Source organism: Xanthomonas sp. LMG 12460 (genome assembly GCF_009192895.1).
GTDB lineage: Bacteria > Pseudomonadota > Gammaproteobacteria > Xanthomonadales > Xanthomonadaceae > Xanthomonas_A > Xanthomonas_A sontii.
The window spans coordinates 1-12,698 of the sequence record NZ_NKUH01000111.1 but is presented as its reverse complement, the minus strand read 5'-3'; the positions used below and the strand labels follow the sequence as shown (position 1 = coordinate 12,698).

Sequence of the window (12,698 nt, the reverse complement as noted above, 5' to 3'; positions counted from 1 at the left end):
CACCGTGGCGATCCATCCGACTTCAGCCGAGGAAGTGGTGCTGATGCGCTGAAGTCGGATGGATCGCCACGGTGTCTTCCAGTTGCTGCTTGGTCACGCCCAGCTTCAATGCCACCGCAAAGCCCTGCAGGATCTCGTCGGCCCCATCGCCGAGCAGGTGGAAGCCGACCACACGCTCCTCGGCGCCCACGCACACCAGCTTGAACAGGCTGCGCTGCGGCGAATCGGCCAGCGCCTGCAGCATCGGCCGGAAATTACTGCGGTACACGGTCACCGCGTCGGCGCCATAGCGCTCGCGTGCCTGCTCCTCGCCCAATCCCACCTGGCCCAGCGGCGGATGCGAGAACACCACGCTGGGCACGTTCTCGTAGTCCAGCCGCGCCTGCGGCCGGTCGCCGAACACGCGGTCCATCAGCTTGCGCCCGGCGGCGATCGCCACCGGGGTCAGGCCGACCTTGCCGGCCACGTCGCCGATCGCATACAGCCCCGGCACGTCGGTGTTCTGGTAGTCGTCCACCACGATCTCGTGCTTGTCGCCGAGACGCACGCCCAGCGCTTCCAGGCCAAGGTCGCGCGTGTTGGGGCGGCGCCCGATCGCGAAGAACACCTTGTCGACGCGCTCGCCGGGCTGCCCCTGCGCATCGACCACGCACAGGCCCTCGTCGCTGCGGCGCAGGGCGCTGGCGCGATAGCCGAAATGCAGGCGCACGCCCTGGTGGCGCAGGTTGTCGGCGAGCTGCAGCGCCAGTTCCGCATCGAACCGCTCCAGCAGGCGTTCGCCCTGCACGTACAGTTCCACCCGGCTGCCCAGCGCCTGCAGCAGTCCGGCCAGTTCCACCGCGATATAGCCGCCGCCGACGATCGCCACCCGCGGCGGCGCCTCGCAGAGATTGAAGAAGTCGTCGGAGACCAGGCCCAGCTCGGCGCCGTCGATGTTCGGCCGCAGCGCGTGCGCGCCGGTGGCGATCACCACGTGCTTGGCGCTGACCCGCACGCCGTCGTCGCATTCGACGGTGTGCGCATCGACCAGCCGGCCGCGCCGCGGGATCAGCACCACGCCGTCGGCATCCAGCCGGCGCCGGTAGCTGGCGTGGATGTTGCCGATGTAGCCCTGGCGATGCGCCACCAGTTCCGCCCAGGACAGCGTGGCCTCCGGAATGGCGAAGCCGACCGCGCGCGCCAGGTCGATGCGTTCGACCAGATCCGCCGCCAGCCACATCGCCTTCTTCGGCACGCAGCCGACGTTGACGCAGGTCCCGCCGAGCGCGCTCGGCTCCAGGATCGCCACCCGTGCGCCATGGCTGGCGGCGCGGAAGGCGGTGGCCAGGCCGCCGGACCCTCCGCCCAGCACCAGCAGGTCGTAATCGCGGATCGCCCCGTTCACGGCGCACGCTCGGCGCGCGGCGGGGTCGCATCGGGCGCGGCGCGGTGCGCGCGGTTCACATCGTCCATCGGCTGTCCTGTCGCATGTCTCGGTCGCCGCGGAGCATGCCATGGGCGACCGCGCGGCAGATGTGAGGACGCCGCTGCAGCGCCTGCGCTCAGGCCGCGTCGCGGCGCCGCATCGGCTGCCAGCGCAGGTAGCTGGCCGAGCGCCACAGCCACTCCACCGGACCGAAGCGGAACCGCTGCAGCCACCAGTGCGACAGCGCCACCTGCAGCGCGAACAGCGCGACCGCGAATGGGATCTGCCAGGCGCGCGGCAGTTGTTCGAAATAGCCGAAGCCGTAGCCGTAGAACAACGTCGTGCACACCAGCGACTGCAGCAGGTAGTTGCTCAGCGCCATGCGTCCGGCCGGCGCCAGCCACTGCAACGCCGCTGCGGCGCGCACCAGCCAGGCCGCATAGCCCAGCGCCATCAGGCCGCTGGCGACGCTGGCCAGGGCGTAGGCACAGGTCAGGCGCAGATCCAGCCGCGCCGGATCCATCCACGGCTCCAGCCGGAAGCTCAGCAGCATCAGCCCCAGCCCCAGCGGCAGCACACCCCAGCGCAGCACCGCCAGCAGCCGCGGGAAGCGCTGCGGTTGCGCGGCCAGGCCGCTGCGCACGCACCAGGCGCCGAGCAGGAACATGCCGAAGATGGTCGGCGCATTGAACAGCAGCCCGCTCAGCGATTCGACCAGGTCGCGCGCGCGCTGCGCGGTGGCCTGGGCGTAGCTGCCGTGGCCGAACACCTCGCGCTGCTGCGCCAGCGCCGCCGCGCCGTGCTGCGCCTGCTCGGCCATGTCCCGATGCCACTGCGCCGCACCGTGCGGATCGGCCTGCGCCGCCCAGGCGGCGGCGCCGACCAGCAGCCACAGCGCCGGCGCGAACAGGTAGACCACCAGCGCCATGCCCGGCAGCCAGCGCGTGGGCGCCTCGCGGAACGCCAGCAGCATGAACGCCAGCAACGCATAGCTGACCAGGATGTCGCCGGACCACAGCAGCACGGCATGCAGAAGGCCGATCAGCAGCAGCCCCGCGCTGCGGCGCAGGAAGAAGCCACTGAACGGCCGTCGCGCGATCTCGGCGCGCTGCGCCATCACCGCGAAGCCCATGCCGAACAGCAGCGAGAACAAGGTGTAGAACTTGCCCTGCACCAGGATGTAGACCAGGGCGTCGGCGACGCGGTCGGCGCCGCGCAGCGCCGGATCCAGGCCGGTCATCGCCGCATCCAGCGGGCCGACGAATCCCTCGATGTTCATCAACAGGATGCCCAGCAGGGCGAAGCCGCGCAGCACGTCCAGCGTGGCGATGCGCTCGGCGGGCGCGACGGGCTGCAACACGGGGGCGGAAGTGGCCAAGGCGGCACCGGGCGGAAGGCCGGCGATGTCCCTCGCCGCGATCAGGAAGGCCGCCGGCGTCCGCGGCGGCACGACGGCACCGCTGCGCGCGGCGCCAGGGCTGGCGGCACCGGCGCGACCGGCACCGCCGCCAACGCACTCAGTGGTGGTGGCCGCCGTCGCCGTGCACGTGGCCGTGCTCGATCTCTTCGGCGCTGGCCTCGCGCACGTCGACGATCTCCACGTCGAAGTGCAGGTCCTTGCCGGCCATCGGGTGGTTGAGGTCGACGTCGACCACGCTCATGCCGACCTTCTGCACGGTGACCGCGCGCGGGCCGAAGTTGGTCTGCAGCACCACCTGGCTACCCGGCTGCAGCTTGGCCGCGCCGAAATGCTTCTTCGGCACGCGCTGGCTCAGGCCCTCGCGGTACTCGCCATAGGCGTCCTTGGCGGCCACGTCGACACCGAAGCTGTCGCCGGCGGCCTTGTCCATCATCGCGTTCTCCAGACCCGGGATGATGTTGCCGTGGCCGACCAGGATCACCAGCGGATCGCGGTCCTTGGAGCTTTCGATCGGTTCTTGACCGACTTCCGAAACGGTGTAGTGGAAACGGACGACGCGGTCTTTTTCGATCTTCATGTGCACTCTGCGCTGTGGCTGCCGGGGGCAGACGGGATGGGCGGCTTGTCGGCCGCCGGGAGCGCCGCCATGATGGCGGCCTTCTGAGGTCGCGCATTATCCCGGCTCCATGCACAACACGCCAGTTTCGCCGCGCGGCCGCCGCGCGTTCCCGTGGTGGCTTCCGCTGCTGTGCACCGCCGCGCTGGCGGCCTGCGGACGCCACGAGGTCCGCCACACCCGGCCGGCACCGGTGGCGGTGCGCGAGTGGCCGCAGGTGGCGCCGGCCGACCCGGGCGCGGCCAACGCAGTGCTGATGCGGGCGCTGGGCCTGGTCGGCACGCCCTACCGCTACGGCGGCAACACCCCCGAGTCCGGGTTCGACTGCAGCGGCCTGGTCGCCTACGTCTACCGCGACATGCTCGACCTGCGGCTGCCGCGCACCTCGCGCGAACTGGCCGCGGTACAGGGGCCGCGGATCGACCCGCAGCGCCTGAGCACCGGCGACCTGGTGTTCTTCGGCAGCGCAGGAAATGTGACGCACGTCGGAATTTATGTCGGTGAAGGCCGCTTCGTGCACGCTCCCAGCACGGGCGGCACGGTGCGCCTGGATTCGCTGGACGGGGCCTACTGGCGGGACCACTACACCGGCGCAAAGCGGGTTTTGCGCTGAACTGTGATTTCACCCACATTCATAATTACGAAAATTTAACCTTATTTGAACTTCCTATTTCTGTCTACAAGGCATGATCCCCCATCGTTTTATTTTGTGATCCAAGCGTGACGACCGAAGCCCAGACCTCTCCAGGCAAGCCCGCCGTTCCCCGCCGGACCGCTTTCCGCCTCTTCTGCACCGCCTCGCTCTGTTTCTCGGCCCTCCCGGCCCTGGCCCAGACCGCTCCCGCCGACACCGTCGTCCCGGAAGCGATCGCGACCGTCGCCCCCGCTCCCGCCCAGGTGAGCGCCACCGCGACCACCGCGCAGGCGACCGCGCAGACCCCCAACAACACCACCACCTCGGCCAAGCCGGCCGCCGCCCAGGCGCCCGCACCGTCGCGCAGCAAGGCCGACGCCGCCGCCACCGCCACCCTGGCCGCCCTGCTGCCGCACCTGGCCGCCAACGACACCATTCCGCTGATGGACCGCTCGGCGATGTTCGCCGGTGACATCAGCCGCCTGCTGGCCAACTACGACGTGTCCCAGCCGGTCCCGCGCGAAGGCGTGGTGCCGGGCGGCGACAAGGTCCAGTCCGTGCTCAAGCGCGCCATGGCGCTGCTGGGCACCCCGTACCGCTGGGGCGGCGAGGACACCGAAGGCTTCGACTGCAGCGGCCTGGTCGGCTACGTGTTCCGCACCGCGCTGGGCATCGAACTGCCGCGCGTGTCGCGCGAGATGGCCCGCGAGGCCAATGCCCAGCTGATCAAGGACCGCGACGCGCTGGCGCCGGGCGACCTGGTGTTCTTCGGTCGCAAGGGCCGCGTCGACCATGTCGGCCTGTACGTCGGCGAGGGCCGCTTCCTGCACGCCCCCAGCCGCGGCAAGGACGTGCGCGTGGACACGCTGACTTCCGGCTACTGGGGCGAGAAGTTCGTGCAGGCGCGCCGCGTGGCGATGTAAGCCGTCCGCTCCGCAGATACCGCACAGAAAAGGCCGCTGGGGACAGCGGCCTTTTTCGTTGTGACGTTTCGCGGCCGCCCGGCTGGCAGTCCGTGCCACTGGCACCGACGCGGCCGCCCTCAGGCGGTGGCAAAGATCGCGCGCACGTCCTTGTCGATCCGCAACGCGCCGTCGCCATGCGCAAACGCCGCCTCTACCGCCTGCCGCAAGGCTGACGCGTGCGCCTGCGGCGGCAACGGCAGACTCTGCAGATAGGCCACGACGTCCTCGGGATCGGTGCAGACCAGCACGTCGTCGAAGCGTGCGACCCGGACCTGTGCGAAGTGCATGGCGAACAGGCGCGCGCCCGCCTCCGCGTCCAGGCGCAGGGTGGACGGGTCGCGGTCCGGGCCACCGGCCACCCCGGCGACCAGTTGCGCGAGTTGACGCATGTTGTCGCGACCATTGAGCACCGCCAGTACTGCCGCGCCTGGACGAACGATGCGCCGCAGCTCGCGCACGCCCGCGTGCGGATCGGGCAAGTGGTAGAGCATATGCACGGCCAGTGCGGCGTCGATGCTGGCATCGCGCAGCGGCAGGCGCATCGCGTCGCCGACCACACCCCGTGGCCGCAACGCCGCCGCCTGCGCCAATGCCGCAGCGACCATGGCCGGCGAGCGATCCAGCAATTGCAATGCCAGCGATGGCGGCCACTGCCCGGCGAGCGCGCCCCACAGCTGGCCGGTGCCGCAGCCGATATCGGCCACGCGCATGTCTGCGGCCAGCGGCACCTGCGCGCGCAACCAAGGGTACCAATCGCCGCGGCCGTACTTGGCATGCAGCGACTTACGCTGCGCCAGCCGCTGTGTATCGCCGTATTGCCGCTGCAGTTCCGCGCTGTCCGCCTGGAGGGTCATCGTCGCCGTCCGCGTTGCCCGCCGGCACGATACGCTGTCCGCCTCGATCGCGTCACCGGAACTTCGATGACACCACGCCCCTCGCCTGCCTCGCAGTCCTGCCGTGCCGATGAGCCCGTCCGCCGGGTCGCGTCCTGGCCGCAATTGCAGGCGCTGCGCTGATGCCGGCCAAGCACGTCCTGCCCACGCCCGCCCAGGCGTTGGCGATCGCGCAATCGCTGCTGTGCACCCGCTACGCCGACGCGGCGTTCGGCTTCGCCGCCGGCTCGATCCTGCGCGGCGAAGGCACGCATCTCTCCGATCTCGATCTGGTCGTGGTCTATGAGCGCCTGCCGGCCGCACGCCGCGAATCGTTCCTCGCCGACGGCATGCCCGTCGAAGCCTTCGTGCACGACCCGGGCACGCTGGCCTGGTTCGTCGACGAAGACGCCGCCCGTGGCCGCCCCAGCCTGCTGCACATGATCGCCGAGGGTACCCTCGTCGGCACCGCGACCGAATCCGCACGCAGCCTGCAAGGCCAGGTCGCCGCGCGGCTGCAGGCCGGGCCGCCGCCGCTGACGCAGGCGCAACGGGACGCGCTGCGCTACGAGATCACTGACCTGGTCGACGACCTGTGCGGCGAGCGCAGCGCCGCCGAGATCCTCGCCATCGGCGCCCTGCTGCATCCGCGCCTGGCGGAACTGGCGCTGCGCGGACGCGGCCATTGGTACGGCAGCGGCAAGTGGGTGCCGCGCCTGCTGGCACGGATGGATCCGGCGGTGGGCGCGCGCTTCGAGCAGGCCTTCGCCACGCTGTTCGCCAGCGCCGACTGCGCGCCGGTGCTGGCGCTGGCGCAGCAGGAACTGGCCGTGCACGGCGGCCGCCTGTTCGACGGCGACTGCCGCATCGCGCCCGCGGACTGGCGCGCCTGAGCCAGCGCGCGGACGCGCGCCCTCAGCCGTGGTAGTGGGCGATGGTGTCCTCGATGCCCTTGCTCAGCTCCATCACCTTCTGCGCGTACTCGGCCAGGCGATGGTCTTCCGGCGTGTCCGGATGCCAGGCCGGCACCGCGGTGGGGCGGCCTTCGACACCGTCCAGGGCCACGAACACGATGATGCAATGCGTGCACAGACGCGGCTCGCCGCCCATCGGATCGCGGGCGCGCACCTCGATGGCGAAATGCATGCTGCTGGTGCCGGTGTGGACCAGCTTGGCGCCGACCGTGACCATGTCGCTGATGCGGATCGGCGAGACGAAGCGAATGCCGCCCACCGCCACGGTCACGCTGTAGTGGCCGCTCCAGCCCACCGCCGCGGCATAGCCGACCTGGTCGATCCACTTCATCACCACGCCGCCGTGGACCTTGCCGCCGTAGTTGACGTCGATCGGTTCGGCCAGGAAGCGGAAGGTCAGTTCGCGTTGCGTGCCGCTCATCGGGAGTCCATGCAGGGGAAGGAGGCGGCAGTCTGCCATGCGCCGCCGCCGCCAATCGCAACGGCGCCGCAATAAGGTGTCGCCGCAGACGCGCCGGCGGCCGGCGGCGCCGGCTAGGCCGCGGCCAGCGCGAGATTGTCGCGCTTGCGGATGCACAGCCACGGGAAATGCGGCTGGCGCCAGCGCAGCGCGCGCAGGCAGCGCACCGACAGCCGTCGGGGGTCGAACAACCGGCGCAGCACGATGCCGTCCAGCACCGCGTCGGTGTGCTGGTGGTACTGCTGCGCCAGTTCGGCGCAGCCCAGGTCGCTGAAGTAGCGCAGGCTGCGCGCGGCGCTGGCCCGGGCCTGCTCGGCGTCGGCATAGAACGGGCTGTCGAGGATGTGCAGTTCGCCATCGTGCTGCAGCAGCTGCAGCAAGCGTGCGATCAGCGCACGCGGATCGGCGAAGTACTGGAGGCAGGCTGGCACCACCACGACATCGAACCGCTGCGCCGGCAGCGGCAAACGCAGGATGTCGCCGGCGACGAAGCTCAGCCGTGGCGCGTCGGCGAACACCCGCGCCGCCTGCGCCAGTTCGGTGCGATTGACGTCCACGCCGCAGACCTCGCGCTGCAGGCCGCTGGCCAGGCGATGCGAGAGCCAGCCGTTGCCGCAGCCCAGCTCCAGCAGCGGCCCGTCGCCGCCGCGCGCGCGCAGGTGGCGCAGCAGGCGCCGGCACGATTCGGCACGCACCCGCCATTCGTGGTTGGCGCCCAGCGCGCCGGGCGGCTGCGGCAGCGTGCGCACCTGCGCGTCGCTGTAGAGCCGGCCTTCGCGGCGGCGCACCTCCAGATAGCGCTCCTCGAACGGGTCGTCCGGCAGCACGTCGTGCACCAGTACGCCTTCGTGGAGCGTCAGTCCCGGCAATTGCCGCAACTGCGCGCGCAGGCTCTCGGCGGCCGTGCTCACCGGAGCATCAACGCACCTGGCCGGAACCGTCGACCGGCGGATCTTCCAGGCCGACGTTGCTCGGGGCTGCCTCGTAGATGCTGCGGTCGAGCAGACCGGTCTCCTTGGCCACCAGCACCGGCACCAGCATCTGCCCGGTCACGTTGGTCATGGTGCGCATCATGTCCAGCACGCGGTCGATGGCGTACAGGTAGCCGATCACCTCCAGCGGCAGGTTGGCCGCACTCAGCACCACCGTGGCCATCACCACCGCGGTGCCGGGCACGCCGGCGGTGCCGAAGCTGCCCAGCACCGAGGCGATCAGCACCACGAAATACTGGTTGGCGGTCAGCGGCACGCCGGTGTACTGGGCGATGAACACCGCGCACAGCGCCGGGAAGATCGCGCCGCAACCGTCCATCTTGATGCTGGCGCCCAGCGGCACCGCGAACGCCGCGTAGTCTTTGTTGACGCCGAGGTTGTGGGTGATCGAGCGCAGCGCCACCGGCATCGCGGCGAAGCTGGAGGAGCTGACGAAGGCGACCTGCATGCCCGGTGCCGCGCCGCGGAAGAACTTCCACGGGTTGAGCCCGTGCACCAGCAGCAGGCTGCTGTACACCACCACGATGTGGATCGCGCAGGCCAGGTACAGCGCCAGCACGAAATTGCCGAACGGCAGCAGCTTGCCGAAGCCGTAGCCGCCGACCAGTGCGGCGATCAGGCCGAAGGTGCCGAGCGGGGTCATCTCCAGCACGAAGCGGGTGACCTGGATCATGATCTCGCTCATCTGCTTGGTGAGCTTGCGCGCCTCGGCCACGCGCTCGCCGAGCTTGACCATGGCAAAGCCGAGCAGCGCGGCGAAGAAGATCACCGGCAGGATCGAACCGCGTCCGGCCGCCAGCACGGTCTCGCCGGCGGCATTGGTCTTGGTGCCGATGCCGGTGAGCGCATAGAACGGATTGGACGGCACCACGTCCAGCAGCACCTGCACCGGGCTGGGCACGTCGCGCGGGGTCCAGGCGCTGTCCACGCGCAGGCCCAGGTGGCCGGCCCCCGGCTGCAGCACGGTGCCCACGGCCAGGCCGACGCCGACCGCCAGCGCCGCGGTCACCACGAACCACAGGAAGGTGCGCCCGCCCAGCTTGGCCACCGACTGCTGCCCGTGCAGCGCGGAGATCGCGTTGATGACCGCGAAGAACACCAGTGGCACCGCGATCATCTTGATCAGGGTGACGTACAGATCGCCCAGCGGCTTGAACCAGGTCTCCGCGGTCGGGCCCAGCGCCCAGCCCGCCAGGGCGCCCAGCACGAAGCCGGCGACCACGCGCTGCCAGAACGGAATGCGTAACCAGGCCGTCACCAGTTTCATCGACGCTGTCCAGAGAGATCGGGGGGTTTCGCACGATAGCGCACCCCGGCAGCAGCGACGACGCCATGGCTGGAAAGGCGCGATGTCATCGGCGTGCCTTGTCGCAGCCGGCATAATGCGGGGGACTTCGTTGTTCAGGACCCGTTCTGCGTATGCGCCTTCCCGTTTCCGCTCTCGCCGCCGCCTCCACCCTGCTGCTGGGTGCCTGCGCCAGTACGCCGCATGCGCCGGCCGCCAGCGCCAACGTCGCGCCGATCGTCGTCCCCGCCGTGGCCCATCCGGCCGGCGAGACCCCGGCCTGGTGGTACCGCAGCGGCGCCGCCAAGGCCGCCAACAACGGTGCGATGCGCGGCAAGGCCAAGAACGTCATCCTGTTCCTTGGCGACGGCATGAGCCTGACCACGGTCGCCGCCGCACGCATCCTCGACGGCCAGCGCAAGGGCGCCTCCGGCGAAGAGAACCAGCTGTCGTGGGAGGCGTTCCCCGCCACCGCGCTGAGCAAGACCTACAACACCGATTCGCAGACGCCGGATTCGGCCGGCACCATGACCTCGATCACCACCGGGGTGAAGACCCACATGGGCGCGATCGGCGTGGCCGCCGGCAAGCGCGACGCCTGCGCCGACAGCCTCGGCAAGCAGTTGCTGAGCTGGCTGGAACTGGCCGACAGCGCCGGCATGGGCACCGGCATCGTCACCACCACCCGGCTGACCCACGCCACCCCGGCCGCGACCTACGCGCACGTGCCCGAGCGCAACTGGGAGAGCGATGCCGACCTGCCGGAGAAGGCGGTGGCCGAGGGTTGCCGCGACATCGCCCAGCAGATGGTCGGCGCGCGCTTCGGGCGCGGCCCGCAGGTGATGCTGGCCGGTGGCCGCGGCCAGTTCACCACCGTCGAGCAGCGCGACCCCGAGTACGACGACAAGGTCGGCCTGCGCCTGGACGGCCGCGATCTGGTCGGCGAATGGCGCCAGCGTCATCCGCAGGGCGCCTACGTGTGGACCCGCGGGCAACTGGAAGCGGCGCAGAACGCGCCGGCGCTGCTGGGCCTGTTCGAGCCGGACCACATGCAGTTCGACCACGACCGCGACCGCAGCGCCAATGGCGACCCGAGCCTGGCCGAGATGACCAAGGCCGCGATCCGTACCCTGTCGCAGGACAAGAACGGCTATGTGCTGATGGTCGAAGGCGGCCGCATCGACCACGCGCACCACGCCGGCAACGCCTACCGCGCGCTGGACGAGACCATCGCCCTGTCGCAGGCGGTGCAGGCCGCGGCGGACGCGACCTCGGCCGAGGACACGCTGATCATCGTCACCGCCGACCATTCGCACACGCTGAACTTCGTCGGCTACCCGCAGCGCGGCAACCCGATCCTGGGCAAGGTGCGCGGCACCAGCGGCGAGGACGCCAACACCGGCGACCTGGCGCTGGACGGCAACGGCCAGCCCTATGCCACGCTCAGCTACGCCAACGGCCCCGGCTACACCGGCGCCAGCAACCAGCAGCCGGCTGGGGTCAAGACCTTCCCGCATGCGCCGAGCAATTTCGAGCCGGCCAACGGCCGCCCGGATTTGACCCACGTCGACACCGAAAGCCCGGACTTCATGCAGGAAGCGCTGGTGCCGACCAAGGCCGAGACCCATGGCGGCGACGACGTCGGCATCTGGGCGCGCGGTCCCGGCAGCAACGCGTTCCGCGGCAGTCTGGAAGAGAACGTGATCTACCACGTGATCGTGCAGGCCACCCCGACCCTGCGCGCGCGGCTGTGCCAGGCCGGCACCTGCAACGGCGACGGCGTGCCGGTGGAACTGCCCAAGCCGGCGGCGTTCATGACCAGCGCCACCACCGCGCAGTGAACCGCCTCCCGCCCCGGCCGTGGCGCCGTGGCCGCCTGCGTGCGGCAGCGGCGTTGCTCGCACTGGCGACAACCGCAGCCGCTGTGCAGGCGCAGGCGCAGCCCGACGACGCCTGCCGGCTCGGCGATCCGACCACCGACCGCGACGTCGTGCCGGGCTGCAAGCTGGGCGCCGACGAGCGCCTGGCGCTGACGCCACAGGCGCTGCGGCGCCTGCCCTTCGATCGCGACGGGTTGGCGTTGCTGAGCGTCGGCGCACGCTTCTACTACGTACGCGCCGACGGCCGCAGCCTGCCGGTGATCACCTGGGACAACGGTCCGGATGGTTTCACTGAAGGGCTGACCCGCGGCATCTTTCACGGCCGCATCGGCTTCTACGACCGGCAACTGCGCGAGGTGATCGCACCGGTCCACGACTTCGCCTGGCCGTTCGAGCACGGCGTCGCCGCGGTTTGCGACGGCTGCAGCGCGGGCACGCCCGACACCGACGGCCACACGCCGATGCAGGGTGGCCGCTGGTACTCCATCGACCGCCACAACCGCGAGGTGCCGGCGCCCAAGCGCTGAGCCGATGCTCGTGTGCGGCATGGCCGCGTTGTCGCGGAGAAGGTCGCCAAGGCTGGTTCTCTGTAACGCGTCTCTTTGAATCTCCCGCGATGTCGCGGAAGCGCATCGTCCGCGAGGTGAGACATCCCCGCGTCGGGACTGAAGTCCCTCCCACATGGGGCCACCTCACGTTGCGCGGCTTCAAGCGCCGTCGCGCGCTGGCGGCGGGCCAGTCGTCGCGTGCTGGCGACCAACATCGAGCGGGCAACGGGCTGAGCAAGCAGTCTGGATAGTCCCGAGTGCCAACACCTGCTCTTGTGGGAGGGACTTCAGTCCCGACGCATTGAACTGAAAGGCGTCGGAACTCTGGCCGCAGGCCGGTCGTCGCGCACTGGCCGCCGGCATCGAGCGGGCAACGGGCTCAGCAAGCAGTCTGGATAATCCCGAGTGCCGACACCTGCTCTTGTGGGAGGGACTTCAGGGCACCTCTAAAAACCCCGCCTTTGGCACCATTGGTCTGGAGAACACGCCGAGGACGCCACGATGATCAGCCTGTTTGCCGGCCACGAACGCGAAGCCAAGCGGCAGCAGATCGGCGATCCTCTGGCTCTGCTGTCACGGCATATCGACTTTGCCGGGATTGCTCACGCCGTAGACGCGAAGCTGTCCTTGGGTACTGGCAAGCGCGG

The 12,698-nt window shown here is 70.3% G+C and carries 12 protein-coding genes; 5 read left to right on the top strand and 7 right to left on the bottom strand.

Annotated features, from left to right (window positions below; translation table 11 throughout):
- Positions 1–22: 22 nt before the first annotated feature.
- The 3 genes from gorA to CEK66_RS18520 all read right to left on the bottom strand — a co-directional run bounded on the left by gorA (position 23) and on the right by CEK66_RS18520 (position 3,402).
- Positions 23–1,384 carry a glutathione-disulfide reductase gene (gene gorA / locus CEK66_RS18530; protein WP_152237881.1) on the bottom strand — a complete coding sequence of 454 codons (1,362 nt, stop codon included), beginning with the start codon at positions 1,382–1,384 and terminating at the stop codon, positions 23–25.
- A gap of 157 nt (positions 1,385–1,541) precedes the next feature.
- The gene (locus tag CEK66_RS18525; protein WP_152237883.1) at positions 1,542–2,765 is read right to left on the bottom strand and encodes a DUF418 domain-containing protein; all 1,224 of its coding nucleotides are present in this window, start codon (positions 2,763–2,765) and stop codon (positions 1,542–1,544) included.
- A gap of 157 nt (positions 2,766–2,922) precedes the next feature.
- The gene (locus CEK66_RS18520; protein ID WP_043092617.1) at positions 2,923–3,402 is read right to left on the bottom strand and encodes a peptidylprolyl isomerase; all 480 of its coding nucleotides are present in this window, start codon (positions 3,400–3,402) and stop codon (positions 2,923–2,925) included.
- Positions 3,403–3,511: 109 nt separating this feature from the next.
- Between CEK66_RS18520 and CEK66_RS18515 the strand changes: the two genes are divergently transcribed.
- Both CEK66_RS18515 and CEK66_RS18510 read left to right on the top strand, forming a co-directional pair.
- Complete coding sequence (locus tag CEK66_RS18515) at positions 3,512–4,054, top strand: C40 family peptidase (protein WP_017909248.1); 543 nt, start codon at positions 3,512–3,514, stop codon at positions 4,052–4,054.
- 107 nt (positions 4,055–4,161) lie between these two features.
- Positions 4,162–4,998 carry a C40 family peptidase gene (locus CEK66_RS18510; protein WP_081613329.1) on the top strand — a complete coding sequence of 279 codons (837 nt, stop codon included), beginning with the start codon at positions 4,162–4,164 and terminating at the stop codon, positions 4,996–4,998.
- A gap of 119 nt (positions 4,999–5,117) precedes the next feature.
- On the opposite strand, the gene CEK66_RS18505 is transcribed toward CEK66_RS18510, so the two are convergent.
- Positions 5,118–5,894, bottom strand: coding sequence for a class I SAM-dependent methyltransferase (locus CEK66_RS18505; RefSeq protein WP_152237880.1), 777 nt, complete (start codon positions 5,892–5,894; stop codon positions 5,118–5,120).
- Between the two features lie 161 nt (positions 5,895–6,055).
- Between CEK66_RS18505 and CEK66_RS18500 the strand changes: the two genes are divergently transcribed.
- The gene (locus CEK66_RS18500; RefSeq protein WP_152237879.1) at positions 6,056–6,805 is read left to right on the top strand and encodes a nucleotidyltransferase domain-containing protein; all 750 of its coding nucleotides are present in this window, start codon (positions 6,056–6,058) and stop codon (positions 6,803–6,805) included.
- 22 nt (positions 6,806–6,827) lie between these two features.
- On the opposite strand, the gene CEK66_RS18495 is transcribed toward CEK66_RS18500, so the two are convergent.
- The 3 genes from CEK66_RS18495 to CEK66_RS18485 all read right to left on the bottom strand — a co-directional run bounded on the left by CEK66_RS18495 (position 6,828) and on the right by CEK66_RS18485 (position 9,605).
- Positions 6,828–7,307, bottom strand: coding sequence for an acyl-CoA thioesterase (locus tag CEK66_RS18495; RefSeq protein ID WP_017909252.1), 480 nt, complete (start codon positions 7,305–7,307; stop codon positions 6,828–6,830).
- Between the two features lie 113 nt (positions 7,308–7,420).
- Positions 7,421–8,257, bottom strand: coding sequence for a class I SAM-dependent methyltransferase (locus CEK66_RS18490; RefSeq protein WP_152237878.1), 837 nt, complete (start codon positions 8,255–8,257; stop codon positions 7,421–7,423).
- Between the two features lie 7 nt (positions 8,258–8,264).
- The gene (locus CEK66_RS18485; RefSeq protein ID WP_152237877.1) at positions 8,265–9,605 is read right to left on the bottom strand and encodes a dicarboxylate/amino acid:cation symporter; all 1,341 of its coding nucleotides are present in this window, start codon (positions 9,603–9,605) and stop codon (positions 8,265–8,267) included.
- 152 nt (positions 9,606–9,757) lie between these two features.
- On the opposite strand from CEK66_RS18485, the gene CEK66_RS18480 reads away from it, so the two are divergent.
- Both CEK66_RS18480 and CEK66_RS18475 read left to right on the top strand, forming a co-directional pair.
- Positions 9,758–11,464, top strand: coding sequence for an alkaline phosphatase (locus tag CEK66_RS18480; protein WP_152237876.1), 1,707 nt, complete (start codon positions 9,758–9,760; stop codon positions 11,462–11,464).
- Positions 11,461–12,030: a WG repeat-containing protein gene (locus CEK66_RS18475; RefSeq protein ID WP_226978682.1), complete on the top strand. Its 570-nt coding sequence runs from the start codon at positions 11,461–11,463 to the stop codon at positions 12,028–12,030. Before CEK66_RS18480 ends, CEK66_RS18475 begins: the two co-directional genes overlap by 4 nt.
- The last annotated feature ends 668 nt before the right edge of the window (positions 12,031–12,698 follow it).

What these genes read in the sequence shown, in the direction of transcription:
- CEK66_RS18520 (WP_043092617.1), bottom strand. Translation starts at nt 3,402, where the DNA reads ATGAAGATCGAAAAAGACCGCGTCGTCCGTTTCCACTACACCGTTTCG.
- CEK66_RS18515 (WP_017909248.1), top strand. Translation starts at nt 3,512, where the DNA reads ATGCACAACACGCCAGTTTCGCCGCGCGGCCGCCGCGCGTTCCCGTGG.
- CEK66_RS18505 (WP_152237880.1), bottom strand. Translation starts at nt 5,894, where the DNA reads ATGACCCTCCAGGCGGACAGCGCGGAACTGCAGCGGCAATACGGCGAT.
- CEK66_RS18500 (WP_152237879.1), top strand. Translation starts at nt 6,056, where the DNA reads ATGCCGGCCAAGCACGTCCTGCCCACGCCCGCCCAGGCGTTGGCGATC.
- CEK66_RS18495 (WP_017909252.1), bottom strand. Translation starts at nt 7,307, where the DNA reads ATGAGCGGCACGCAACGCGAACTGACCTTCCGCTTCCTGGCCGAACCG.
- CEK66_RS18485 (WP_152237877.1), bottom strand. Translation starts at nt 9,605, where the DNA reads ATGAAACTGGTGACGGCCTGGTTACGCATTCCGTTCTGGCAGCGCGTG.
- CEK66_RS18480 (WP_152237876.1), top strand. Translation starts at nt 9,758, where the DNA reads ATGCGCCTTCCCGTTTCCGCTCTCGCCGCCGCCTCCACCCTGCTGCTG.